At 58.0% G+C, this 26,383-nt stretch carries 21 protein-coding genes; 17 read left to right on the top strand and 4 right to left on the bottom strand.

The genetic code is table 11. The features are described from left to right. Positions 1-61: 61 nt before the first annotated feature. The 6 genes from AWX27_RS06575 (at position 62) to AWX27_RS06550 (ending at position 11,068) form a co-directional block, all read left to right on the top strand. On the top strand, positions 62-2,125 hold the full coding sequence (locus AWX27_RS06575; RefSeq protein ID WP_060420863.1) for a CHAT domain-containing protein: 2,064 nt from the start codon (positions 62-64) through the stop codon (positions 2,123-2,125). Then, positions 2,122-5,856 (top strand): NACHT and WD repeat domain-containing protein, encoded by a 3,735-nt coding sequence (locus AWX27_RS06570; RefSeq protein WP_060420320.1) that lies wholly within the window; start codon positions 2,122-2,124, stop codon positions 5,854-5,856. Before AWX27_RS06575 ends, AWX27_RS06570 begins: the two co-directional genes overlap by 4 nt. A 16-nt stretch (positions 5,857-5,872) precedes the next feature. Next, the gene (locus AWX27_RS06565; RefSeq protein ID WP_060420318.1) at positions 5,873-7,195 is read left to right on the top strand and encodes a hypothetical protein; all 1,323 of its coding nucleotides are present in this window, start codon (positions 5,873-5,875) and stop codon (positions 7,193-7,195) included. Then, positions 7,192-8,625, top strand: coding sequence for a C25 family cysteine peptidase (locus AWX27_RS06560; RefSeq protein WP_072265421.1), 1,434 nt, complete (start codon positions 7,192-7,194; stop codon positions 8,623-8,625). Before AWX27_RS06565 ends, AWX27_RS06560 begins: the two co-directional genes overlap by 4 nt. 314 nt (positions 8,626-8,939) lie before the next feature. Then, positions 8,940-10,235: an MFS transporter gene (locus AWX27_RS06555; RefSeq protein ID WP_060420316.1), complete on the top strand. Its 1,296-nt coding sequence runs from the start codon at positions 8,940-8,942 to the stop codon at positions 10,233-10,235. 26 nt (positions 10,236-10,261) lie between these two features. Beyond that, complete coding sequence (locus AWX27_RS06550) at positions 10,262-11,068, top strand: substrate-binding domain-containing protein (protein WP_060420314.1); 807 nt, start codon at positions 10,262-10,264, stop codon at positions 11,066-11,068. Here the strand turns inward: AWX27_RS06550 and AWX27_RS06545 are convergent. From AWX27_RS06545 to AWX27_RS06535, 3 genes are all read right to left on the bottom strand, one after another. Continuing rightward, entirely contained in the window at positions 11,043-11,942 is a 900-nt protein-coding gene (locus AWX27_RS06545; protein ID WP_060420312.1) for an L-proline-binding transcription factor PsrA, read from the bottom strand. The two genes, AWX27_RS06550 and AWX27_RS06545, sit on opposite strands and share 26 nt — an antisense overlap. A 91-nt stretch (positions 11,943-12,033) precedes the next feature. Further along, complete coding sequence (locus AWX27_RS06540; RefSeq protein WP_072265422.1) at positions 12,034-12,399, bottom strand: diacylglycerol kinase; 366 nt, start codon at positions 12,397-12,399, stop codon at positions 12,034-12,036. A gap of 218 nt (positions 12,400-12,617) precedes the next feature. Further along, positions 12,618-13,742, bottom strand: coding sequence for a DNA-binding protein (locus AWX27_RS06535; RefSeq protein WP_060420308.1), 1,125 nt, complete (start codon positions 13,740-13,742; stop codon positions 12,618-12,620). Positions 13,743-14,481: 739 nt separating this feature from the next. On the opposite strand from AWX27_RS06535, the gene AWX27_RS06530 reads away from it, so the two are divergent. The 4 genes from AWX27_RS06530 to AWX27_RS06515 are packed head-to-tail and all read left to right on the top strand — an operon-like array spanning position 14,482 to position 18,583. After that, on the top strand, positions 14,482-16,221 hold the full coding sequence (locus AWX27_RS06530; RefSeq protein ID WP_172906261.1) for a fatty acyl-AMP ligase: 1,740 nt from the start codon (positions 14,482-14,484) through the stop codon (positions 16,219-16,221). After that, the gene (locus AWX27_RS06525) at positions 16,218-17,132 is read left to right on the top strand and encodes an NAD-dependent epimerase/dehydratase family protein (protein ID WP_060420304.1); all 915 of its coding nucleotides are present in this window, start codon (positions 16,218-16,220) and stop codon (positions 17,130-17,132) included. Before AWX27_RS06530 ends, AWX27_RS06525 begins: the two co-directional genes overlap by 4 nt. Before the next feature lie 31 nt (positions 17,133-17,163). Next, entirely contained in the window at positions 17,164-17,424 is a 261-nt protein-coding gene (locus AWX27_RS06520) for an acyl carrier protein (protein WP_019453571.1), read from the top strand. Further along, positions 17,411-18,583: a serine palmitoyltransferase gene (locus AWX27_RS06515; RefSeq protein ID WP_060420302.1), complete on the top strand. Its 1,173-nt coding sequence runs from the start codon at positions 17,411-17,413 to the stop codon at positions 18,581-18,583. Before AWX27_RS06520 ends, AWX27_RS06515 begins: the two co-directional genes overlap by 14 nt. Before the next feature lie 70 nt (positions 18,584-18,653). Here the strand turns inward: AWX27_RS06515 and AWX27_RS06510 are convergent, their stop codons facing one another. Next, the gene (locus tag AWX27_RS06510) at positions 18,654-19,385 is read right to left on the bottom strand and encodes a nucleoside/nucleotide kinase family protein (protein ID WP_060420300.1); all 732 of its coding nucleotides are present in this window, start codon (positions 19,383-19,385) and stop codon (positions 18,654-18,656) included. Between the two features lie 370 nt (positions 19,386-19,755). Between AWX27_RS06510 and AWX27_RS06505 the strand changes: the two genes are divergently transcribed. The 7 genes from AWX27_RS06505 (at position 19,756) to lptG (ending at position 26,344) form a co-directional block, all read left to right on the top strand. Next, positions 19,756-20,481, top strand: coding sequence for a nucleoside/nucleotide kinase family protein (locus tag AWX27_RS06505; protein WP_060420298.1), 726 nt, complete (start codon positions 19,756-19,758; stop codon positions 20,479-20,481). A gap of 30 nt (positions 20,482-20,511) precedes the next feature. Next, positions 20,512-21,306, top strand: a complete 795-nt coding sequence (locus tag AWX27_RS06500) for a nucleoside/nucleotide kinase family protein (RefSeq protein WP_060420296.1) — start codon at positions 20,512-20,514, stop codon at positions 21,304-21,306. Between the two features lie 72 nt (positions 21,307-21,378). Continuing rightward, a complete protein-coding gene (locus tag AWX27_RS06495) occupies positions 21,379-22,713 on the top strand; it encodes a lipopolysaccharide biosynthesis protein (protein ID WP_060420294.1) in 1,335 nt (444 codons plus the stop codon). Further along, positions 22,713-23,582 carry a hypothetical protein gene (locus AWX27_RS06490; RefSeq protein ID WP_060420292.1) on the top strand — a complete coding sequence of 290 codons (870 nt, stop codon included), beginning with the start codon at positions 22,713-22,715 and terminating at the stop codon, positions 23,580-23,582. The genes AWX27_RS06495 and AWX27_RS06490 overlap by 1 nt, the downstream gene beginning before the upstream one ends. Positions 23,583-23,602: 20 nt before the next feature. Beyond that, positions 23,603-24,169: a YtfJ family protein gene (locus AWX27_RS06485; protein ID WP_060420291.1), complete on the top strand. Its 567-nt coding sequence runs from the start codon at positions 23,603-23,605 to the stop codon at positions 24,167-24,169. 28 nt (positions 24,170-24,197) lie between these two features. After that, on the top strand, positions 24,198-25,268 hold the full coding sequence (gene lptF, locus AWX27_RS06480) for an LPS export ABC transporter permease LptF (protein ID WP_060420289.1): 1,071 nt from the start codon (positions 24,198-24,200) through the stop codon (positions 25,266-25,268). Next, on the top strand, positions 25,265-26,344 hold the full coding sequence (gene lptG, locus AWX27_RS06475) for an LPS export ABC transporter permease LptG (RefSeq protein ID WP_060420287.1): 1,080 nt from the start codon (positions 25,265-25,267) through the stop codon (positions 26,342-26,344). Before lptF ends, lptG begins: the two co-directional genes overlap by 4 nt. Positions 26,345-26,383 lie beyond the last annotated feature (39 nt).

The raw sequence follows: 26,383 nt of genomic DNA, 5'->3' as shown, positions 1-26,383 counted from the left end.
GCCTCCCTCTCTCGTTTTGGTCGTCAATGCTGTCGACAACGCTACTGTCGGGGGTGCGTTCATGAAAGGCTACGCGGAACTTGAAATCGTGTTTCAACGAAATTCACTCGATGAATTTCAAGCCAGTTTTCGACAGCGCTTTGACGAAAGCGAAAATATTACCCCTTTCATCCCGTTGGCATTAAATATCCACGACCCGACATTTTATTCCGGCAACCCGCAAAGAATGGGCCGATTATTATCGGACTCACTGTTTATGCCACCTGCGCTGCGTGATGCATTCACGTCCGCCCGGGCATTTTCCGGCCATCAACAAAGCCCGCTAAAAATACGCCTACTTATCGATTCAAACGCATCTATATTGCACAGCCTCCCTTGGGAAACGCTGCTTGACCCCTCCGATCCAGCCACGCATCTCTTACGCAGCAATCAGTGCGTTTTTTCACGCTATCTGGCGGCCCGAACTTACCGCCTGCCGATGTTGCGCCCTAAACAAGGTATTAAGGCACTATTGGCCATCGCCAATCCTCAGGACCTGTCGGAAACCTTTCCGTCCATCAACGTTCCTCATGAGCAGGAACTCGCTGAAAATGCCCTGCGTCATGTTCCGTTAGCCACGCTCACGCGGCGCGGAAGCGCGACGCTGCAGGCGATTATCGAAGGCATAAAAGAGGGAGCCGACATTCTCTATCTCATGTGCCACGGCATTGTCGGGCAGCAAGGTGCCGTATTGTGGTTGGAGGATGAGGCCGGGAATGCCGCCAGCGTCACAGGCGAAGATTTCGCCGCGCGTTTGGGCGCGCTGGAAAGAATTCCCAGCCTGGTCGTCCTATGCTCCTGCCAAAGCGCCGGTGCCGGCAATCCCGCACGCGACGCGCTGGTCGCCCTGGGCCCCATGTTGGCCAAAGAGGGCGTGCCGGCGGTACTTGCTATGCAGGGCAAACTGTCGATGTCAGCGGCAACGCAATTTATCCCGGAGTTTTTCAGACAGCTGGCGGAGCATGGTGAAGTCGATCGCGCGACCGCCGGTGCGCGGGCAAAAATCATGGACTCACCGGATTGGTGGATCCCGGTCGTTTTTACCCGGTTGAATAATGCGCGTATTTGGTATCCACCCGGATTCGGTGTTTCCGCCGAAAATAAGGATCCCTGGACGCAGATCGTCAATAACATTGACACTCGCTACAGCACCCCAATCCTCGGCCCGAGCATGAACGAAGCGCTGTTCGGCTCGCGGCGAGAGCTGGCGAGTGAATGGGGGGATATCTACCACTACCCGTTAGGTGGGCACGACGTGGCGGGTCTGCCGCAGATTGCGCAATATCTTGCCGTGACGCGGCAAGACGACTACCCCTGTCAGGAATTTTACAAGTACGTCTATGAGCGAATTCTTGAGAAATATCCTGACGATGTGCCGGACCGGTTAAAAGGTTTAGATCAAATGGAGATCTACACATCACTAGGAGAGCTGGTTTCAGTGGTGGGGCAAAAAATCCGCGCCCGCACCCCTCTTGATCCGTTGCGGATCTTGGCCGGCTATAAACTCCCGGTTTATATCACCACCGATCCCAGCGATCTACTGGTCGATGCCCTCAAAGAACAGAACACGACGCCGACAGTGCGCCTGCTGAGGTGGAATATACACGCTGAAATTTGCGATACCGACTATGTCAGCCGAGCCCCTGTCGGCCTGGCGGACAAAGGCACCGAGACCCATCCGATTGTGCTCAAGCTCTTCGGGGATTTATCCACGCCAGAATCGCTGGTATTAACCGAAGATGACTTTTTTGACTACCTGACCAAAGTCTCTTCCGCCCAAGACGCCATTCCCCTTTACGTGCGCGCCAGGCTGAACAGCAGCGCGCTGCTGTTTGTCGGCCTGCAGGCTGAATCCTGGGAGTTTCGGGTACTGTTTCGCAGCCTTTTACTGTTGGAAGGCCATGACCTGCGCAAAAATATCGAACATTTCTCTGTGCAAATTGATCCAAACAGCATTCTTGATCCCGGCAGCGCACGCCGCTATATCGAAAAATACCTGCAGACTAAGGCCCAATGGCGTCTGTACTGGGGAGACGTTACCACCTTTATGGCGGAATTAAATGCCCGCACCAGGAAGAAATCATGAACGTTCCTTACGTAGGCCCCAGCCCTTTTAGCGCCGAACAAACGCTCTTCGGCCGCGACGCAGACATTGAACAGCTGCAATGGCGCTTAATCTCGGATCGGATAATCGTGCTGTACTCCCCTTCCGGGGCGGGTAAAACCTCGCTTTTGATGGCCAAGAACGGCCTTTTATCCACACTGACAACGCTGTTCCATGTTTTACCCGTGCTGCGCATCGCACAGGCTTATGATACCGATCCGGTCAACTCCCTCTTGCAGCGCCTGGACCAAGATAGTTTTGGCCCTCTTCGTCCCGATGATACGCTCCTTACCTACTTCAACCGTATCCCTCTGCCTGAATCTGATCCGCCGAAGCGCCTGCTGTTGGTGCTCGATCAATTTGAGGAAGTGTTAACCGGTAATGTCCCCTCTGAGAAACAAAAAGCCTTTTTCCAACAGTTGAAAGAACTGCTGTCAAACGATGACAGAACCATCTGGCTCATCATCAGCATGCGAGAAGAATACTTCTCCTGGCTTGATGATTTCCGCGATGACATTCCGACCCGCCTTAACAATACCTACCGTTTAAACCTGTTGTCGGTTGAGCAAGCCGTCGCCGCCATCAAGGGACCGGCAGAAGCCATGGGCGTCGCTTTTCCAGAGCAAGACGGAACAGATGCGGCGCAGGTGCTGGTCAGCGAATTGATTAAAGCGCCGGAAGGCGCACGCCCGAGTAAGACCGTGGAACCGGTACAGCTGCAGGTTGTCTGCACGGATCTGTGGAACACCTTAAGCCAAACCGAGCGGCAGGTCTGTGAGGTTCGCGTCGCCGACGTGACGGGATATAACCCGGACAATGCCTTACTGGATTACTGCACCAATACGCTCAATCTGGCGGCGCAAGACCCGCATCGCCGCAGAACGCTGGGAGATTGGATAGACCGGTATCTGCTGACGTTAAGTGGGCGCCGCTCCGCCGTGATTTTCAGCCCGCAAAGCACAGACGGGCCATCACTTCAGGAAATTCAAAAGCTCGAGGAGCACCATCTCATCCGTCGCCAAAGCCGTGAAGACGGCATGTGGTATGAATTGGCGCACGATCGTTTAGCCAGTCCCGTACGCCGCAGCATAGAAGAGTGGCGCAACAACAATCTGAAAGAATGGCAAAAACAGGCACATATATGGCATATGGACGGCGAAAAAACAGATTACTTTCGCGCCCTGCCATACCGTACCCAACGAAAAATGAGGCTGGCGGAAAGCGATGCTCCTGATTCAAAAGTCGAGGCGCGATTCCTCGCGGCGTATGCGTCGTATCGCCGCAGGAAACGGCAGCTTTTTTGCGCTTCAAGTTTGGTCATTGCCGTTTTGGCGATAATTATTGGTTTCTTTGTTGACAAAATCGCCGATGAACAACAGAAAACCGAGGCTGAACAACAGAAAACCAAGCTCGGGTTGAATTATATCGCCATTCAAACCGGTATTCTTTCCATTCTCAACGATCACCCCATTCCAAGTTTGGAAGCCTTAGCCACCGCGGCCGGCGCGCAGTTACGGTTACCAGCCAACTCAGGCAATCTGCCAACGTTCAAGTTTCAAACGTTTCTCGGCGACTATCTCGGCCGCTATAGGCAACTTGAGCGCATTGATACACTCGGCGATGGCAAAACCACCGTAGTGCGAATCCGCGAGAACGAATGCGTTAGCGCCAAGATCGGCAGTGGCCGTTACTCGATAAAGAGCTGTGGAGAAAATAGCGAACTAATCCCCCTCAGAGAGATACAGCAAGCGCATCCCAAAGGCATTGCGGCATTAGCATTCGTTACGCCCCAACTCTTGGCGATCGGTGATATCAACGGAACGATCCGCATCTGGGATCTGACAACAAAAAAAACCGTGGGAGCTCCGCTGAATCAACCCGTGAGTGACAAGGGGAAACCTGTAAGCAGCAAGGTACGCACCATCACAGCCACCGACAACTGGCTTTTTGCCGGATATCAAGACGGTACGCTGGCCACCTGGAAAATATCCGAGGCCAAGTTTGAATTATTGTCACAACCCACCAAGAAGAAAACCAACGCCGTAATGGCGATCGCCGCCACAACCCCCAAGAACGCTCTCGATAAGGTCGCCATCGCCACCAGCATGACAGTCAAATGGCAGACGTTTAGTCAAGGTAAACCGCAACAGTCCGTCCCATTGGCGGCCATCGAGCCAGAGACCGAGTACAGCAAAACTCTTTACAGTATCGACATCAGCCCCGATGGACGATTTATCGCAGCCGGCAGCAGGGATGGCTACATTTATATCTGGGACACTTCACACCTTTCTCCGACCAAGAATAACGTCGAAAAGGATGTTTCGCCGCGAGCCGACGCCCCCTTGCAAAAATCGTCGTTCTCTTACTCGCCTACAATTATCAACGCACATCAGCAAACCGTCGCACAACTCAAGTATCTGCAAAATGGAGACCTCTTGTCGTTAAGCTGGGATGGAAGCCTCAAATTGTGGCCATTTTCGAACAATAATGCCGCCGCTCCCGCCAACCGCACCCTTTTGCAATTTCCGCGGCAGTTGGTCAGCGTCGCGACCGAGCCTGATGAGCAAAACGCCTATGTCACCAGTGAAGCCGGCGACATACTCAGAGTCAATTTGCGCGTTGACAGGCATCCGTTCGGGCAATTTTTGCTGAGCTCCCGCGCGCCTGCACTGTTTGTCGACGGTACAGAAAACCGTCAAATATTCACCGTGCAGGCTACGGGGCTGACGCAATATCGGTTGGACGCCAATACCGGCCAACCAACGCGCCTTCGGCAGTTGCCGGTATCGGACGTCGTCGCTCTCGCCTGGTCACCCTCCACCGTGACGCTCTTTGCCGCACAACAACAAGGCGTTACGGTGTTTCGCAATATATTGACCTCACCCTCCAATGGCGAGCCGCTGGCGTGCCTGCGGCAACCGCCAGGCCGCCGCATCGTCGCCATTCGCGTTAATGACGCAGGCTCCCTGCTGGCGATCACCCTCGTCGGCAAGAACGGACGAAAGCCCGCCAACAAACTGTATCGCCTCACCGCATCAGCCGCCTATGGATTCACGTGCCAAGAAATTAAAACCCCGAGCGGCATCGCTTTTCCCTTGCCTTGGTTCAGACCCGACAGTGAAGAGATCATCACCGTAAGTGACAAGAATAAAATCGTCTCATGGGTATTCAACCCGAAGTCGCGTGATACGCTTGAGTTCGTCCCCAGTCGTACCATTCTGGCTCAAAACGCGCTTTCCGATACTCTCGGACCGATCGAAACTCTGGCGTTCGACGCTTCAGGCAGCACCCTGCTGCTGAGCAACTTTTCAGGCAAGATATATTCCACAACAATGAGTGGGGAGGACTGGTCGTTCACACAGAAGAAAAACGATTCGTTTTTTATCCCCCATCTCTTGGCTGCCAGTGGTAACGACATCGTCGCCATGGCGGACAACAAGGGGCAGTTGTCCTTGATCTTCGCAGGTTCAGCCATGCGCATCGTTCAAGATTTCCACATTACGCCACTCACTGCCCTCGCCATTTCCCAAGACGGAAAATGGCTGGTTTCTTCATCAAGCGCCGGGACAGCCATTTGGGATCTGCGCATGGAAAGTTGGGTAAAACAGGCCTGCAAATTGGCCAATCGCCAGAACTTCGATCGTGAAGAAATCAACAAATACTTCCACTACGCGTCCATTAACGCCCCCTGCCCCGACAATCAACCGAAATGACTTTTTAGGAGGTTGTATGCCATACCGCACGATCCCGACAACGGACACCCGCTATTTCATGATTGTCACTGATAAAAACGGCGCGGAGCAAGATAACGATCCCGATGCGCCTAACGGCAAACTGAGCGAGTTGATGCTGTCATCCCTGGTGGAGAACGACATTACCGACGTGTTCATTCGCTGCCACGGCTGGCATCAGGATAAGGCCAAAGCCTTCGCTCAATTTGACAGTTGGATCGGCGCTTTTGCCTCGCTGGATGAAGATCGCCGGCATATGCAGCAACAAATCCCCTCGTTTCAAGAAATGCACATTGGCTTTCACTGGCCCAGCCTGGCATGGGGGGATGAAAAAGAGGCCTCAGACATCAGTTTCTCCCCCGCTAACGGGCAGACATTGAGCAAGAGGGTCGACAGCCATACCGAGGAGCTCGGCGGCACACCGGAAGTCCGGGCAGCGTTGTATAAAATCTTTGATGAAATACGCACAGACTCCGCGTCAATGACATTATCCGACACATTGCGTGCGGCCTATTTAGAGCTCAATGCCGCACTGGATTTGGGTGCCAACGGCGCACCGGGTGAAGGCTCCGCCGATCGTCTGCCTTTCGATCCCGATCAAACCGTGGCTGAAGCCGTCAATAATGTGGCCTTCGGTAATGATGTCGGCGACAACCCGTTACTGGCGCCTCTGCGGCAATTAACCTTTTGGACGATGAAGAAAAGAGCCAAAGACGTCGGCGAAAGAGGGCTGCATCCTCTGCTGCGCGCTATGCAGCAAGCCTCACCCGCCGTACGCATCCACCTGATGGGACACAGTTTCGGTTGCATTGTCGCCAGCGCGGCCATTGCGGGCCCCGCAGGCGCTGCGCCGTTGCCATTCCCGATAAACTCTTGCGTATTGGTCCAAGGCGCCATGTCGATCTGGTCCTTTACCTCATCACTCCCTACATCACATGAAACGGCCGGATTCTTCAATAACATCCTGGTGGAAAAGAAAATCAGCGGTCCTTTAGTGGCTACGCGCTCTGACAGCGACATGGCCGTCGGCAAACTTTATCCCTGGGCTGCAGGGGTGGCAGGCCAGGTCGCCTATATGTTTCCCCCGCTCTATGCCGCAATTGGCGCGTTGGGCATTTGTGGCATACCCACCGTTCACAATATTACCCTCTTGTCAGGTGCCGGCGCCTATGCCTTCGTTCCGGCTCACATTTATAACGTGAACAGCAGCAATTTTATTTGCCATGGCGACGGCATCTCCGGCTCGCACAGCGATATTGCCGGCCCCGAAGTGGCTCATCTGCTCTGGCAAGCGGCGCTCAAAACGGCGGACGCATCATGATTGACGAAGAACAGATGCCGCTACTGGCTTTCGGCATTCACGCTGATACGGGGTTGCCATTGGAAACCGGGGGCATGGGCCAGCACGAGCAGCATCAGTCTGCAGCTGAATCACTGCTCGGACAAACCGTCGGCGCGGCATTTCCCAACAGAGCGCATTTGGGGTTGCAATTCGGTTTCGATGCCGACCAACTGTCCGAAAGTGGCTGGGGGCTCATCTTCGCCGCGAATAGGGACTCTACACCTCATTTGGCCGCGCTGGCCCCCCTGATTGAATTGCGACGGCGGCAGGCCGGCGGCACACTCCGCATCTTCGCCGGTCCGGACGGTTACCGACAGGGTGAAAGCGCCAGCGGCTGGCTTAATCGCCATGGTTCCTCATTAGACATGATTAACCCCGATCTCGGCATGCCTTATTATCTTGTCCTGATCGGTTCGCCAGAGGCCATTCCGTTTGAATTTCAATATGCGCTGGATCTCGTCGCCGGGGTTGGGCGATTGGATTTCCCCACGCTTGAAGAATTTACCGCCTATGCAGACAGCGTCGTGGCCCATGAAACAGATGCCACTCGCAAAACAGCTCGGCGTATCGAACTGTTCGCGACCCGCCATGATTTCGATCGCGCCACCCAGTTGTTCATCAAGCATGTCGCCACCCCCTTTGGCACTGGCACAGGTTCACTCGGGCCGTTGGGGGAAAAATATCGCTTTGCGTTAAACAGTTCATTAAGCGAGCAAGCGACCAAAGCCTGCCTGAGCCACCTGCTCAGCGCCCCACATAACCCGCCTTCGCTGCTGATCACGGGCACGCACGGCATGGCCTTTCAGGCCAGCGACCCTCGACTGGCAGAACATCAAGGGGCATTGGTGTGTCAGGATTGGCCCGCTTATGGCGATATCACCCATGAACACTGGTTTGCCGCACAAGATATTCCAGAGCATGCCAACGTTCATGGCATGATCCATTTGTTTTTTGCCTGCTATGGCGCCGGTACACCGGCGTTCGATAACTTTCTCTCTGACGCGGATCGCGTTCGCATTGCGCCGCATGCGATGACGGCCCGCCTGCCGCAAAAACTCATGACGCTTCCTCAGGGGGGCGTTCTGGCTTCTCTGGGGCATATTGATCGGGTGTGGGCATCCAGCTTCCTTTCTGAAATCGGTATGGCGCAGCCCCAACGATTTCGAGACGTCATCCATCGCTTGCTTGCCGGCCAACGCGTCGGTATGGCCACCGACGCGTTCAACGGGCAGTGGGGGGTGCTAAGCACCAGGCTGTTGGAAAAACTGAATAACAAACTGAATGGACAAACCGTCCCCGCCGCTGAATTGCTGGCATTGCAAATCGCGCGCGATGATATTCGTAATTATGTCGTATTGGGCGATCCCGCGGTTAGGTTGAAGCCAGAGCAGGATCATGTGAGCGGGTAAGTATCGCCGTACCCAGCCGGCACAACCCTCTGGCCCAGAAACCGTTACTGCCTGGTCACTGCCTTCTTTCCCCGCCGCCCCTTTATGAACCCTGTCACAAAATGCGCATGCCGTTTTCGGCGTTCTACGCCGCGGGCGGTGAGCAATAAATTTGTTAACGCCACGTTACATCGGGTTAGGCAGTATTGTTAACGCCGATTGATGCGCCAAACGCATCGCGCCATGCGTTTATTGCGCTTATTTAGTTTATTTTCCTGAGCGAGTCTTCAGCAACAGGCGTGGCGTCAGGCGCCAATAGCAAACTGGAGATAAAGATGCATTCCTCTACCTCACCCATGACCACCCGGACCCGAGCCGGCGCGATCCTGCGCGTCACCTCCGGCAACTTTCTGGAACAGTTCGACTTCTTTCTGTTCGGCTTTTACGCCACCTACATCGCACACACCTTTTTCCCGGCCAGCAGCGAATTTGCCTCGCTGATGATGACCTTCGCGGTATTCGGCGCAGGTTTTCTGATGCGTCCCATTGGCGCCATCGTGCTGGGCGCTTACATCGATAAAGTCGGCCGCCGCAAAGGGCTGATCGTCACCCTGTCGATCATGGCTACGGGCACCTTCCTGATCGTGCTTATCCCTTCTTACCAAAGCATCGGGCTTTGGGCGCCGCTGCTGGTGCTGTGCGGGCGCCTGCTGCAAGGCTTCTCGGCGGGCGCGGAGCTGGGCGGCGTGTCCGTCTATCTGGCCGAAATCGCCACGCCGGGCCGTAAGGGCTTCTACACCAGCTGGCAGTCCGGCAGCCAGCAGGTGGCGATCATGGTGGCGGCGGCAATGGGCTTCGCGCTCAACGCGACGCTGGAAGAAAGCGCTATTCGCGAGTGGGGATGGCGCCTGCCTTTCCTGTTTGGCTGCCTGATCGTTCCCTTCATCTTCCTCCTGCGCCGCAAGCTGGAAGAAACACAGGAATTTACCGCCCGCCGCCACCACCTGGCGATGCGCGACGTGTTTAAAACCCTGCTGAAAAACTGGCCGGTGGTGATCGCCGGCATGCTGATGGTCGCCATGACCACCACCGCGTTTTACCTGATCACCGTGTATGCGCCAACCTTCGGCAAAAAGGTGCTGCTGCTCAGCGCCTCCGACAGCTTGCTGGTCACTTTACTGGTCGCGATTTCCAACTTCATCTGGCTGCCCATCGGCGGTGCGCTGTCGGATCGCTTCGGCCGCAAACCGGTGCTGGTCGCCATGACGCTGCTGACGCTGGCCACCGCCTACCCGGCGCTCAGCCTGCTCGCCGCCGCCCCCAGCTTCAGCATGATGCTGGCCGTGCTGCTGTGGCTGTCCTTCATTTACGGCCTCTACAACGGCGCCATGATCCCGGCCTTGACGGAGATCATGCCAACGGAAGTGCGGGTGGCCGGGTTCTCGCTGGCCTACAGCCTGGCGACGGCGGTATTCGGCGGCTTTACGCCGGTAGTCTCCACCGCGTTGATCGAATACACCGGCGACAAGGCTTCACCGGGCTACTGGATGAGCTTCGCCGCGCTGTGCGCCTTGCTGGCGACGCTGTATCTGTATCGCCGCATCGCCATGCCGCTGCAAACCGCGCGCTAAGCCGCCATCTCAAAAGGAATGATGCCATGCACAAACTCACTCGTTCGATCATCACCCTGCTCATGTGCGCCTCCTTCAGTACGGCGGCGCTGGCCAAAGATGTGACCGTCATGATCTCCGGCGGCTTCAAAGCCGCGCTGGAGAAGCTGGCCCCGGAGTATGAAGCCCAAAGCGGCGACAAAATCATTCTGGTGTCCGGCCCCTCGATGGGCAAAACGCCGCAGGCGATCCCCGCGCGGCTGGCGCGCGGAGAGCAAGCCGATGTGCTGATCATGGTGGGCGACGCGCTCACCCAACTGGAAAAAGAGCGCTGGACCCAGCCGGGTTCGCGCGTGGAGCTGGCTGATTCGCCGATTGGCATAGTGGTGAAACAGGGCGCGCCCAAACCGGCGATAAAAACGGATGCCGACCTGCGCAATGCCTTGCTGCAAGCCGACTCTTTCGCCTATTCCGACAGCGCCAGCGGCCGCTACGTCAGCGGCCAACTGTTCAAAAAGCTGGGCATCGAGCAACAGGTGAAAGGAAAAGCGCACGTGGTTGAGCGCATTCCGGTGGCTTCTGAAGTGGCGCAAGGGAAATACGCGCTGGGCTTCCAGCAGGTCAGCGAATTGCTGCCCGTGGCGGGCGTGACCTTTATCGGCGAGCTGCCGGAAAACGTGCAGTACATCACCCGCTTCGCCGGCGCGGTAACTGCCAAGGCGGAGCACCGTCGCGAAGGCAAAGCGCTGCTGGACTTCCTCGCCTCCTCTCAGGCACAGCCGACCATTCGCGCGACCGGCATGCGAACCGTGCCGGCGCAGCAGCCGGTCAGGCTGAGTGATACTGTTCAGTAATCAGCTTTTCCAGCTCGGCGGCGACGAAAGACTGCATGCGGCCGCCGCGTCTGATGAGGCCCACGCTGCGTTTCACCACCGGATCGACCAGTGGCACCGACGTCAACACCGAATGTTCTGAAGCGGGCATCGACATGGCGGGCACGGCGGCAATGCCGATGCCCGCCTCAACCATGCCCAGCATGGTCGTCACATGGCGAGTTTCGCACACGCTGGGGCGCTCCGGCATGAGGTGTTCCAGGCGCTGATCGAGCAGATTGCGATTGCCGGAGGTTTTATCCAGCGACACGTAGTCCTGCTGATAAAACTCCCGCCAGGTGAGGCTCTTTTTACCGGCGAGCGGATGGTCGCGCCGGCAGGCGGCCACGTAAACGTCCCCCACCAACGGCACAAACTCAAGATTAGGCTGCAGCCGCCCGGCAAAGCAGATGCCGAAATCGGCCTGGCCGCCGGTGACCGCCTCGATGACATTGCCTGCGCTGCCGTCGATCAGCTTAACGCGCACACGCGGATAGCGAAGCCGGAAACGGCGTATCACGTCGGGCATGAAATAGTAGGCCGCCGACGGCACCGTGGCGACGGTGACCAGCCCCACCCGCTCCTGGCTGACCTTATCGATATCGGCCATCACCGCTTCGACGTTCATCAGCAGCTGCTCCGAACGTTCGGCGAAGGCCTGCCCGTACAGCGTCAAGGTCACGCGCCGGGTGGTGCGATCGAACAGTTTGATGCCCAGCGCGTTTTCCAGCTTCTCAATCCTGCGGCTCAATGCCGACTGCGACAGGCAGATGGACTCTGCGGCCAGCCGAAAATTGCCGTACTCCACCAGCGCGCGAAACGCATAAAGATCGTTGAGATCAAAATTCACGGGCATAACGGCGTACTCTCCTTGCTGAACGCAAAACAACGATGATAACCGCTTATATCGCCACGACAACCGCCTGGTGGTTGAACCACTCAAACCCCTATCGCCCCAGCAGCACCGTTGCCCAAACCACGATGGTCAGCACCACCGCCACCAGCTGCGCTGCGCCGCCCAAATCTTTAGCGCGTTTGGATAACGGATGTAATTCCAGCGAAATGCGATCGACCACGGTTTCAATCGCCGTATTCAGCAGCTCCACCACCAATAGCAGGAAACTGCAGATAATTAATAACAGCCGCTCCATTTTTGTAATATCTAAACCAAATGTAACAACCAGTAAAATGGCGTTAATAACCAATAATTGGCGGAACGCATCTTCGGTAAGCACCGCGTCAATAACCCCGGCCCATGAGTTCCTTATGCTGTAGGTTAATCGGCTTATTCCCTTTTTCTTATTTCCAGGCATAGCATTTGCTCTCATCAACACGACGACAACGCCCGCAAATAAATCACGCGCCGTGAATTTATCTCGGGTTTATTAATTAAAGACCTTAACCGTTTGCCCTCAGGAGAGGATTCATTCGCTCACGCGATGCCCGCACAACAGTGAAACGACCAGCGCGAAAAATGCCCTGGCGGGCTTATTATCCTGAGGACGTTAAAAGACGAAACGTTATCAGCCGGTTAAAGCGTTTTCTCGTACAAGCGGTAGCGCTTATAGGGAACCGCGCCGATGCGTTCTAAAATCGTCCGCATGCCGGTATTGGTTTCCAGGATCCAAGACATTTCCAATGCGTCGATATTGCGCTTGGCGAAAGGCTCGCGCAGCGCCTCAATCAGCAACAGCGCAATAATCGGCCCGATGCGGCTGAATTGATATTCCTGGCGCACGCCCATCAACGGCACGCGCGCGGTGCGCACGCCGCTGACCTTCAGCCGCCACAATAACTTCGCCCAGCCAAACGGCAATAACCGCCCCTGCAGATCGGCAATCGCTTCGTTAATGTTCGGCAAGCCGACGATAAAGGCGCAGGGGGCGCCATCCACCTCGGCGATATGGATCATATCGTCGGGCACCAGAAACTTCAGCTGATCCCCCATGGTGGCGAACTCATGCTCGGTGAACGGGACAAACCCCCAGTTATGCTGCCACCCGGAGTTGAACACCTCGCGCAGCACCTGCATCTCCTCGCGAAAGCGCTTGCGGTTGAGGCGGCGAACGGTCACCTTTTTGCGTACCTGGTCCATCATCCGGGTTAACGACGGCGAAAAGTGCAGATCGGTTCTTTTCATCCAATAGGCAAGCAAATCAATCCCTTCGCTGTAGCCCTGCTGCGCTATCTGGGGCGCGTAATAAGGCTTGGCGTGCGTCATCAGCGCCGAGGGCGGAGTGTCGAACCCCTCGACCAACAGGCCGCTTTCCTGATTGATATTGAGGCTGAACGGCCCTGTGATTTTGCGCGCGCCTTTCGACCTCAACCACTCCTCCGCCACCGTGAACAACGCGCTGAATACGGCGGGATCATCAACGGCGTCGATCATGCCGAAGTGGCCGGTATCCTCGCCATGCAGCTCGCGGTGCAGGGAATCAATTTGTGCGGTGATGCGCCCAACGACCTTCCCCTGCTTTTTGGCCACCCACGCCTGCCATTCGATATGGTCGGTGCCGGGATTCTTCTTTGACAGATGCTCTTCGCGCTCTAAATACAGCGGCTCAATCCAGTTTGGATCATCGCGAAACAGTAACGAGGGGAAAGCAATAAATTCTTTAAGCTCGCGTTTATCCAGAACTTTCTCAATGCGGATCATAAATAGCCTTACGTTTTAATAAAATAATTAAATAAGCGCGCGACAACGCCTTTAGCATTTTTTATGCTGTTCTCTTTAATTGGATTGTGTATTGCCTCCGGTTCAACGATAAGAAAAACCGAATATTACCCCCGGTGAATCAGCGTGCTCATTGCCCGATATTCGCCCTGAGGTTTCCGTGATTGTTCGAAAAAAGGGAAACAAAAAGCGGCGCTGACATGCTACGCTAATGATGCTCTTTTATTATTTCGTGCTGTTTGGGCAAAAGAAATCTGCCGCATTTAGTGTACCGACTTTAATCAGGAGCGGGATCGCCATTTTTACCACTTAATGCTCTTTTTAAGATTCAACTTAAATGAGCCATTCACTTTTTGATTTCTTGCGGCATACTGTTTAGGAAGTGTTTAAGTTCTAAGATAGCCATGCACGAGGTCAAAACCTATGAGTCGACAGTTATTTCCTGCCCGACACATTCAGGCTAAAGAACGGCGAAACCCGGAGCTTACAATAGCCCCCTGTATATCGCCAGGGTGCCGTACAAGGCTGATAAAACGGGCAATTCACACTCTGCCCGGGTAATAACCGGCGTACCGTTCAAGCACGGTAATATACGCTGTTCGTGGAATGAAGATGGTTGAATAACAAACTTATTCAAAACCTATTCATAGTAAAATATCAATTACCTCGCCAAGAGTCTTTTATCTCTTTTGGTGATTTTTAATCTATGGCTAGTTTGTCTATGTCTGAAACAAGTTCCGTTCATTCTCTTCCCATGCGCTATGCGGACTTCCCCACTTTAGTGGACGCGTTGGATTACGCGGCGCTGGGCAATACGGGAATGAATTTTTACGATCGGCGCAATCAACTTGTGACCGTGCTCGAATACCGCACGCTGCAGCAAAAAGCGATCTCGGGCGCGCGGCGTTTATTGTCGCTGAAACTCAAGAAAGGCGATCGCGTGGCGCTGATCGCCGAAACCAGCGCGGGATTCGTCGAAGCCTTTTTCGCCTGCCAATATGCCGGCCTGGTGGCGGTGCCGCTGGCGATCCCGATGGGCGTCGGCCAACGCGACTCCTACACCGCCAAGCTGAAGGGGCTGATCGCCAGCTGTAACCCCGCGGCAATCATCAGCAGCGAAGAGTGGACGCCGCTGATCGCCTCGGCCACGGAAAAGGCGCCGTCGCTGCACATCCTCAGCGACGAGGATTTTAACGCCTTGCCGGAGCCGGAAATCGCGTTGCCGGCGCCCTCGCCCGACGACATCGCCTATCTCCAATACACCTCGGGCAGCACCCGCTTTCCGCGCGGCGTGATCATTACCCAGCGGGCGGCCATGGCGAACCTGAACGCGATCAGCCGCGACGGGATCAAGCTGCGCGCGGGCGACCGCTGCGTCTCCTGGCTGCCCTTCTATCACGATATGGGCCTGGTCGGTTTCCTGCTGACCCCGGTGGCGACCCAGCTGTCCGTCGATTACCTGCGCACGCAAGATTTCGCCATGCGCCCGATGCAGTGGCTGAAACTGATCGCCAAGAATCGCGGCACGGTGTCCGTCGCCCCGCCGTTCGGCTACGACCTGTGCCTGCGCCGCAGCAACGCCAAAGAGCTGGCCGATCTGGATCTCTCCAGCTGGCGAGTCGCGGGCGTGGGCGCCGAGCCGATCCCGGCCGAGCTGCTCGGCCAGTTCGGCGAACACTTCAGCAGCATCAACTTCGACAGCAAAGCCTTCATGCCGTGCTACGGCCTGGCCGAGAACACCCTGGCGGTAAGCTTTTCCGACCCTTGCTCCGGCCCGCAAACCAACGCGGTCGACCGCGATATTTTGGAGTACGAGGGTAAGGCGGTCGCGCCCGGCAAGAAGACCCGCGCCGTCTCGACCTTCGTCAACTGCGGCCGAGCGTTGCCCGGCCACCGCATCGAGATCCGCAGCGAAACCGGGCAGCCGCTGCCGGAACGCCAGGTCGGCCACATCACGATTTCCGGCCCCAGCCTGATGAACGGCTATTTCTGCGACGACGAATCCCAGCAACAGATCCAGGTGACCGGCTGGATGGACACCGGCGATCTGGGCTATCTGCTGGACGGCTATCTGTACGTCACCGGCCGCAAGAAAGATCTGATCATCATTCGCGGCCGCAATATCTGGCCGCAGGATATCGAGTACGTCGCGGAATCTGAACCAGAAATCCGTTCCGGCGATGCGATTGCCTTCGTGACCGAAGAACACGACGAGGCGGCCAGGATCATTTTGCAAATCCAGTGCCGAGTCAGCTCGGAAGAACGCCGGGAGCAAATCGTGCATTCGCTGAGCGCGCGCATTCAAAGCGAGTTCGGCATCGCGGTGGACATCGAACTGCTGCCGCCGCACAGCATTCCCCGCACGTCGTCGGGCAAACCCGCCCGCGCCGAGGCCAAAAAACGCTGGCTGAGCGCCTCGCTCTACCCGCAAATGCCGCAGCTGGCCGGTTTCGCGCAATGAGCGGCACCGTGGCGGTGACGGGCGCGACCGGCTTTATCGGCCGGCACATCGTCCAGGAACTGCTGGCGCAAGGGTTTAGCGTGCGCGCCCTGACGCGGCAAGCCGGAAAAGCCGCCATCGACAACCTGCAGTGGATCCCCGGCGCGCTGGAAGATCGGCCTTCGCTCACCGAGCTGGTGCGCGGCGCAGAGTGCGTGGTGCACTGTGCGGGCCAGGTGCGCGGGCATGCGGAAGCGGTGTTCACCCGCTGCAACGTGACCGGCAGCCTGAATTTGATGCAGGCCGCCAGGCAGAACGGCCGCTGTCATCGCTTCCTGTTCATGTCGTCGCTGGCGGCCCGCCATCCGACGCTGTCCTGGTACGCTCATTCAAAACAGGCCGCCGAACAGCAACTCATCGCCGCCAGCGGCGATGTCGCGCTGGGGATTTTCCGCCCGACGGCGGTTTACGGGCCCGGCGATAAAGAGCTGAAGCCGCTGTTCAACGGCCTGCTACGCGGCGTGTTGCCCCGGCTGGGCGCGCCTGACGCCAGGCTCTCTTTTCTGCACGTGAGCGATTTGGCCAAGGCGGTCAGCCAATGGGTGCAGGCCGAACCCGCGCAGCCAAATATTTACGAACTGTGCGACGGCGTGGCCGAAGGCTATAACTGGCTGCGCCTGCGGGACATCGGCGCCGCCGTGCGGCACGGGCCGGTGCGTCTGGTAGGCATTCCGCTGCCGCTGCTGAAAGCCCTGGCGGATATCAGCGTGGTGTGGAACCGCCTGGTCAAACAGGAACCGATGCTGACGCGCAGCAAAATACGCGAATTAACCCATCATGACTGGTCCGCCAGCAATCACGCGCTGTCGCAACAGATTAATTGGTTTCCACAGGTAAGTTTGGAGCGCGCGCTGCGTGAAGGGCTGTTTTAATTATTCCAAATAGAGGTGTGTCAACGTTCTTATGCTAAATCGCGATGCTGTAATGGATTATATCCTGACGTGTTTGCAAGGTATCGTCGAAGGCGGAGTGGAAATAAAACCTGATAGCGATCTCGTCAATGATCTTGGCCTGGAATCCATCAGAGTCCTGGATCTGCTGATGATGCTGGAAGATGAATTAGATATCTCCATTCCTATCAATATATTGCTTGATGTCAGAACGCCTGAGCAACTGCTTGACGCGCTGCGCCCTTATCTGGAGAAAAGCCATGGGACTGTATGATAAGTTTGCGCGGCTCGCCAATGACCGTGAACAATTTCAAACGTCCGGTCTGAACCCGTTCGGCACCTGTATCGACGAAGTGTATTCCGCCACCCAGGGCCGCATCGGCGATCAAAAGATTGTCCTCGCCGGCACCAATAATTATCTCGGCCTGACGTTTGATGCGCAGGCGATCGCCGCCGGCCAATCGGCCCTGGCCGCACTCGGCACCGGCACCACCGGCTCGCGCATGGCGAACGGCAGCTACGGATCGCACCTGACGCTGGAACGGGAGCTGGCGGAATTCTTCGATCGCCCGAGCGCCATCGTGTTCTCCACCGGCTATACCGCCAACCTGGGCGTCATCAGCACCCTGGCGGGGCCGGGCTCCGTGGTGTTGATCGACGCGGACAGCCACGCGAGCATTTACGACGCCTGCGCCCTCGGCGGCGCGGAGATTATTCGCTTCCGCCACAACGACGCCGCCGATCTGGAGCGCCGCATGGTGCGCCTGGGCGAACGGGCCCGCGAGGCGATCATTATCGTGGAAGGCATCTACAGCATGCTGGGCGACGTCGCCCCGCTGGTGGAAATCGTCGACATCAAGCGGCGGCTCGGCGGCTATCTGCTGGTGGACGAAGCACACTCCTTCGGCGTGATGGGCGAGCACGGCCGCGGCCTGGCCGAAGCGCTGGGCGTCGAGCAAGACGTGGATATCATCCTGGGCACCTTCAGCAAAAGCCTGGCTTCGATCGGCGGTTTCGCCGTCGGCGGCAAGGGGATGGACGTGCTGCGCTACAGCAGCCGGCCGTATATCTTTACCGCGTCGCCGTCGCCTTCCAGCATCGCGTCGGTGCGCACGGCGCTGCAAAAAATCGCGCGCCATCCCGAGCTGCGGGAAAAACTGTGGAGCAATGCGCGCCGCCTGTACCACGGCCTCGCCGAGCTAGGGTATACCCTGGGGCCGCGCATCAGCCCGGTGGTGCCGGTGATGATCGGTTCGAAGGAAGAAGGGCTGCGTTTCTGGCGCGAGCTGATCGCCCACGGCGTGTATGTGAATCTGGTGCTGCCACCGGCCGCGCCGGCGGGCGTTACCCTGCTGCGCTGCAGCGTCAATGCTGCGCACAGCGATGAAGAGATCGACACCATCGTGCGCGCCTTTGCGGCGCTGAAAAAATAAAGCCTTTTCCTCTCGGCCGCGGCGGCGGTGCCGAAAATGGCATCGCCGCCCTGCCGAACCGATGCGCACCTCAGTGCGCAGCCGTTGATACCTCATCAGTCGAATAGCGATACCCCTGCGCCGCCATAAATTCCGCGATGGCTTTTTCCGCCGCAGAAAGCACCTCCTCGATCGGCCGATCGGCATCAAGATCCACGATGTCTGCGCCTTCAAACGTCAATAACGGCGTGGCGGCGATCTTCTTCTCCAGCGCCGCTTTGCGGTGATCGGGTTTGCGCGCGCAGGCCACCGCCAGACTGACATTCAGCTTGAGCACCAGATCCGGTTTTTGCCCCGCCATCCATTGGAACGCCGCCCGTTCGCGCGCCGCCAGCCAACGGACGAAACGGCTCCCTTCAACGTCGACGGGAAATACCGTGCCGTCGTAAGCGCCGGGGATTTGCGCCTGCGGAAAACGGTCGGTCAACACGATGAACCCTTGCCGACGAAACGCCAACATGCGGCGAAAACGCAGCAGCCGCCGCCCCACGAACGCGATGATCACCGCCGACGGCAACAGACCAATCCGGGATTTTTTCGTTTTGACTTTTTTGGTATTGCTCTCGATAGCCTTGCCCACCGAGCGGCCGAGCAACGGTAATTTCGCCGCCGCGCGCCCGACGTTGCCCGCCTGTTTGCCCAGATGCACCTGTACCGCCGGGCCATAATGTTTCACATATTCGATCAGATGTTCACAAACGGTGGACTTACCCGATCCGTCGCTGCCAATAACCGCAATCAACGGCGGAAATTTTGCACTCATAATAAGACTCTCTTTCAATACACCAGAAACGGCGTGCCATGTTTGAAGCGAAATCACGCTTAACCTTGCTCGGCAGCCGCGCAAAATAAATTGCCTCAGCGCAGTGCCAAACAGCACAAAAGATTAAGCGAAAATTAAAAACCCCTGCTCTTTTTCCTCTGCGGGTCAGGCCGGAAATTAACATAAAAAGCGAAACTGACCTGCGCGCGAACAATTAGCACAAAATAACAAGAACGAACGCCATGAATATCAATTCAAATAACGAACCAAAATACCCATCTCATTATTTTATCGTGGCAAAGCACAATAAATATCTTGAACCCAAGGCGTATTGGAATACAATAGTTTTTTTCGCATTGGATCAATTATTGTGAGTCAGCAGATAAGACCTTCATCTGATCGCTCGCCCGTGCGCGTAATAGCGATAACCGGCTGTGACGGCTCGGGAAAATCCACCTTGGCCGCCAGTCTGGTCAACGCCTTATCGGCAAAAGAACCTGCCGAACTGCTTTATCTCGGCCAGTCTTCCGGGCGTATCGGCGAATGGATCAGTTCACTGCCGATTATTGGCGCGCCCTTCGGGCGTTATTTGCTGAAGAAGTCGCAGCGCGTGCACGATCGCCCTTCCGCACCGCCGGATAATGCCACGGCGCTGGTGATTTTTTTACTTTCCTATTGGCGCGTCTATAAATTCCGCCGCATGCTGAAGAAAAGTCGCCGCGGCGCATTGCTGATTACCGATCGTTATCCGCAGGCCGAAGTGGCAGGGTTTCGTTTCGATGGCCCGCAGCTGGCAAAAACCGCCGGCGGCAATCGCTGGGTACGCTGGCTGAGAAAGCGCGAACAACACCTGTACCAATGGATGGCGTCTTATCAGCCCCTATTATTAATTCGGCTGGATATTGACGAACAAACGGCCTATTCACGTAAACCCGATCACTCGCTGGCGGCGTTGCGTGAAAAGATCGCCGTCATCCCGCACCTGACGTTTAACGGCGCTAACATACTGGATTTAGACGGCCGCGAACCGGCCAGCCATATTTTCGATGAATCTCTGCGCGCCGTTAAAATATCGCTGAGGGCCGCCAATGCCTAGCCGACAAATAACCTTTTCGTACCGAAACAGATGAAAAAAAATAAACTCACTGCCGAACAGCACTCCTCTTCCACCTGCATTAGCGGGCTGATTGCCGTGGTGGGCAGCGACGGCACTGGCAAGTCCACGCTGACCGCCGATCTGGTGAAAAACCTGCAGCAGCATCGCCCCACGCAGCGGCGCTATTTAGGGCTGATCTCCGGCGAAGACGGCGACAAAATCAAGAAATTGCCCTTCATCGGCGTGTGGCTGGAACGGCGCCTGGCGGCCAAATCCGATAAAACCCAACGCATGAGCAACAGGCCGCCGGCACTGTGGGCGGCGCTGATCATGTACGGCTTTTCGCTGTGGCGCGCCTCCAACCTGCGCAAGGTGCGGCGGCTGGCGCAGAGCGGCGTGCTGGTGATCAGCGATCGCTACCCGCAGGCGGAAATTTCTGGTTTTTACTACGACGGGCCCGGTATCGGCGTGGAGCGCGCAAAAGGCTGGCTATTGAGCCGCCTGGCGGCGCGCGAACGCCGTTTATATCAACGCATGGCCGTCTATCGGCCGGCGCTGATCATTCGCCTCGATATCGACGTCGATACGGCGTTTTCCCGTAAGCCCGATCACAGCTATGAAGAACTGAAAGACAAGATTTCCGCCATGGTGCGCCTGCAGTACAACGGCGCACGCATCATCGAGCTGGACGCCAGAGCCCCTTACGACGAGGTGCTGAGCAACGCGCTCAACGCCATTTCGGCCGTGGTGCCCCCCGTGAAGCGCCCACAGAGCGACATCGGGCAACCCGGCGAAAACGCCGGCGAAGAAACTCAGGTTTATTAAACGCATACAGGGCAAGCGCATGACAGCGGAACACAAGATGCAGCAAAACAACGATAACGGCTGGTTTGGGTTATGAAACGGTGGTTTTCCGATGGCGCGTTTCGCTCCATTTTACGTAATGCCGCCTACTTAGGCTCCGGCAGCGTGGCCAGCGCGCTGCTCGGCCTGCTGGCGCTCTCCTGCGCCGGGAAAGGCATGTCGCCTGAAATGTTCGGCGTGCTGGTGGTGATCCAGGCCTATACCAAAGCGGTCAGCGATTTCATCAAATTCCAGACCTGGCAGTTTGTGGTGCAATTCGGTACCCCGGCGCTGGAGCACCAAAACACCGGGCGCTTCCGCGACGTCGTCGCCTTCTCCTTCGGGCTGGATATCGCCAGCGGCGTCATCGCCGTACTGGGCGGCATGATCATGCTGCCGTTCTTGTCCCACGCCCTGGGGCTGGACAGCGAAAGTTTCTGGCTCGCCATGCTGTACTGCACCCTGATCCCGTCGATGACCTCGTCCACGCCGACCGGCGTGCTGCGCGCCTTCAACCGCTTCGATCTCATCGCCATCCAGCAGGCCATCAAGCCGTTCCTGCAGGCGGTGGGCAGCGTCATCTCCTATTATTTCGATCTGGGATTCCCTGGCTTTATCGTCACCTGGTACGCCTCTAACCTGATCGGCGGCACGCTGTTTTGGTGGTTCACCGCACGCGAGCTGCGCCGCCGCGATATCCACGGCGCGCTGAGGCCGCGGCTGTTCGACGTCGCGCGCCGCATCGAGGGCGCCTGGAACTTCGTCTGGACCACCAACATCGCCCATACCATCTGGGCCGCACGCAACTCCTGCACCACCGTGCTGGTGGGCGTGGTGCTCGGGCCGGCCGCCGCCGGGCTGTTCAAGATCGCCATGACCTTCTTCGATGCGACGGGCACCCCGGCCAAGCTGCTGGAGAAAAGCTTCTATCCCGAGATCATGCGCCTGGATCCGCGCACCAAGACCCCGTGGCTGCTGGGCCTGCGCTCCTCGCTGCTGGCCGGCGGCATCGGCCTGGCCGTCGCGGTGTTGATGCTGCTGGTGGGCAAGCCACTCATTTCCGCCGTCTTCGGGCAGCAATACCTGGAAGCCTATGACCTGATTCAAATCATGCTGGGCGCGATCATCGTTTCCATGATGGGCTTCCCGCAGGAATCCTTACTGTTTATGGCAGGCAAGCAGCGCGCCTTCCTGATCGCGCAGGCGACGGCCTCGGCGGCTTACATTGCGCTGCTGGTGTCGATGGCATATGCCTTCGGCGTGCAGGGCGCCGCCTTCGCTTATTTACTGGGGCAATGTTTAGACGTTCTGTTATCCCTGATACCGACGATCGGCGCCTACCGCAATCGCTTTATGTTGGGGCTGAATGTGCCCAAAGAGAGTAATTAATGACCGCTAACGATAATTGGAAGAAGTTCTCCGCCGAAACCACCCAGGCGCTGTTTGTCGCGGTGGAAGAGGATGACCTGGTTGAGGCGAATATCAGCCTGCCGCAGCAGATTGATTTGCAGTGTTCCCCCGAGAGCATTCGGGACAACTACGCGCTGTGCCTGCAGTTTTGGGAAGACGACTTTTCCCGCCGCGAGCTGCTGCAATTGGTGAACGGTTTCCTGCAAGACCCGCAGTTGGCGGCGGCTACCCGCATGCGCTACAAATATATCCGCGCCCGCTACAAGCACCTGCGCTTCGCCCAGCAGCTGTACGGCGCGCCCCACCGCGCCAACCGCCTGTTCCACACCACCACCGTGGTGCTCGGCCATTTTCAGGACGCGTTTCGCAACGGCAACCAGAAGAACCTGACGCTGTACGGCAACCTGCTGCGGCTGCTGCTCAGCAAGCCGGTGTGGTCGTACGTGCGCTATGCGCTGCGCCACACCCGCCTGGAAAGCGCACAGGGCTTTATCACCTACCGCCAGGAACAGATGCGCCAGCTGCAGACGCTGATCGCCAGCCCGGCGCTGACCGGGCACCAGTTCCACGACGTGCGCAAAATCGTCAGCCGCCAGGTGTCGTTTTACGACACGCTGAGATCGATCGATCCCGACAACCGCGAAGCCCGGCAGATCTCGCGCTTCCTGGCAGCGATTAACGGCCTGATGGGCGACCGGCATGACGTGATGGTGGCGGACAAGCTGGCCGGCGGCGATATCTATGATCGGCCGGCGATCCTGGATATCGACATCCGCCAGCGCCTGGAGCTGCTGCTGGCGCGCTTTCCGCTGTCGTTTTCCCAGCCGGCCATCGCGGCGGGCAGATAAGCGGGTTGCACGGAGCCATGATGACGTTACGCCGCTTGCTAACCCTCGCGCTGCTGCTGTCGCCGCTGGCGGCGTCAGCGCATAACTTCGTGCATGGCCGGCCGGTGGCGCCGATCGCCATCACCGATCGCGGCGAGCTGCTGCTGCGCAACGGCGATTTCTACTACCGGCCGTGGAACAGCGCAAAGCTGGCGGGCAAGGTGCGGGTGATCCAGTACATCGCCGGGCGCACCTCCGCCAAAAAGAAGAACTCGCTGCTGATCAACGCCGTCAAAGACGCGAACCTGCCGGGCGATCGCTTCCAGCCCACCACCATCGTCAACACCGACGACGCGATACCGGGCTCCGGCTTCTTCGTGCGCGGCAAGATCGAGAAAAACAAGCGGCATTACCCCTGGGCGCAGTTCATCGTCGACAGCGACGGGCTGGGGCGCATGGCCTGGCGGCTGCCGGAAGAGAGCTCCACCATCGTGGTGCTGGACAAGGCCGGGCGCGTGCAGTGGGCGAAGGACGGCGCACTCACCCCGCAGGAGGTTGACCAGGTGATCGCCCTGCTGCGCACCCTGATCGACCGGGAGACGCCATGAAGCGCACGCCGCCGGGAGCCGATAACGCATGTCTTTGATTGAACGCTATATCACGGTTGAGATCCGCCGCCTGGTGATGATGATCGCCGGGTTTCTGATCTTCATGTTCGCCAGCTACTCCGCCCAGCGCTACCTGACCGACGCCGCCAACGGCACGCTGGCGCTGCGGGTGGTGGCCGAGGTGGTTTTCTATAAATCGCTGATCGCGCTGGAGATGATCTTGCCCGTCGCGCTGTATGTCTCGGTGGCGGTGGCGCTGAGCCAGCTGTACAGCGATGCGGAGATCACCGCCATGCTGGCCGCCGGCGCCAGCCCGCTGCGGCTGTATAAGGCGGTGCTGATACTGGCCGTGCCGCTGGCGATCGCGGTCACGCTGCTGTCGCTGTATGGCAGGCCCTGGGCGTACGCCAATATCTATCAGCTGCAGCAACAGTCGCAGTCGGTGCTGGACGTGAGCCACCTGCAGGCCGACAAATTCAACGTCAGCGGCAACGGCCGCATGATCCTCGCCAGTCACGTCGACAAAACGGCCAACCACCTGACGGACGCCCTGATTTATGTGCGCGGCGGCCATCACACCAACCTGTACCGCGCGCAGTCGGTGGAGGTACTCGACGCCTCCCCCGCCAGCCCCGCCGTGCGGCTGAAAACCGGCACCGCCTATGTGCTGGATAGCCAGGGCACCGACGACAACGGGCAAAACTACGACAACTTCGACATCGCGCTCAAGCCGTTCGTGCCCAGCGCCGAGAGCCGGCACAAGTCGGCCTCGCTGGCGGAGCTGGCGCGCTCCGCCGATCCGGGTGACGCCGCCGAACTGCAATGGCGCGAAAGCCGCGGGCTGACCACCGTGCTGATGGTGCTGCTGGCGATCCCCTTTAGCCGCATCAAGCCGCGGCAGGGCCGCTACGCCGCGCTGCTGCCCCTGACGGTGCTGTTTACCGTGATTTTCTATGGCGGTAACATTTGCCGCACGCTGGTGGCCAACGGCTCTCTGCCGACGATCCCCGGCGTTTGGCTGGTGCCGCTGGCGATGGCTGTCGGCATCGCCCTGCTGCTGGCACGCGACTTATCCCTGCTGCGGACACCCTCCCGATGACTATTTTTAGCCGTTACCTGATCCGCAACGTGTTCATCGGCTTCGCCGCCGCGGCCGGGCTGCTCATCCCGCTGTTCACCACCTTCACGCTGATCAACGAGCTGGAGGACGTGACCCCGGGCGGCTACCGCTGGCAGCAGGCGCTGCTGGTGACCGTGCTGACCCTGCCGCGCAGCCTGGTCGATCTGGGGCCGTTTATCGCGCTGCTCGGCGGCATCGTCGGGCTGGGGCAGCTGTCGAAAACCCTGGAACTGACCGCGATCCGCTCCGCCGGGATGTCGATATTCCGCATTGCGCTGGTAATGCTCGCCGCCGGGCTGCTGATGAACCTCTCGCTCGGTGCCTTCGATGAGTGGGCGGCCTCGCCGCTGCAGCAGCGCGCGCTGCAGATGAAGAACAACGCCCTGGCGCAGTCTAACGATAACGACGTCACCGTTAACCCACTGTGGGCACGGCGCGGCAACGAGTTTGTGACGGTCAAAACCGTCGATGAGAACGACCAGCCCCACGGCATTGAGATCTTCCGTTATCAGGCCAACCGCGCGCTGGAATCTTACCTTTACGCCGACAGCGCCAGCACCGCCGCCGACGGCAGCTGGCTGCTGCACAACGTGATGCAAAAAAGCTGGCAAGGCGGAAAGGAGACGATTGAGCGGCAAAGCAGCCTGCCGTGGCGCTCGCTGTTCGCCGTGCCGAGCCTGAAAGAGCTGACCCTGCCGGCGGGCAGCTTCTCGCTCCAACAGCTGGAACGCTATATCGATTACCTGCAAGGATCGGGGCAGCCCAGCACCGAATACCGCCTGGCGCTGTGGAAAAAACTCGGCCAGCCCCTGCTGGTGCTGGCGATGATTTTGCTGGCCATCCCGTTTACCTTCACCGCCCCGCGCGCCCCCGGCATGGGCAGCCGATTAGCGCTCGGCGTGATCGTCGGGCTGCTGACCTACATCGCTTACCAGATCGTCCTCAACCTGGGGTTGTTGTTCGCCCTCAACGCGCCCCTCACCGCCCTCGCCCCGCCGCTTTTGATCCTGGCGCTGGCGTTGGCGCTGGTTTATCGGTTTGATCGGCGGGGTTAGTGAAAGCGCGGGTGTAGAGGCGATCTTGGCAAGGTTTGC

The sequence above is a fragment of the Serratia sp. 2880STDY5682894 genome (assembly GCF_001537385.1).
Classification (GTDB): Bacteria; Pseudomonadota; Gammaproteobacteria; order Enterobacterales; family Enterobacteriaceae; genus Serratia; species Serratia nevei.
Note: the sequence above shows the minus strand (reverse complement) of the source record. Positions and strands in the feature narration are given on the sequence as shown.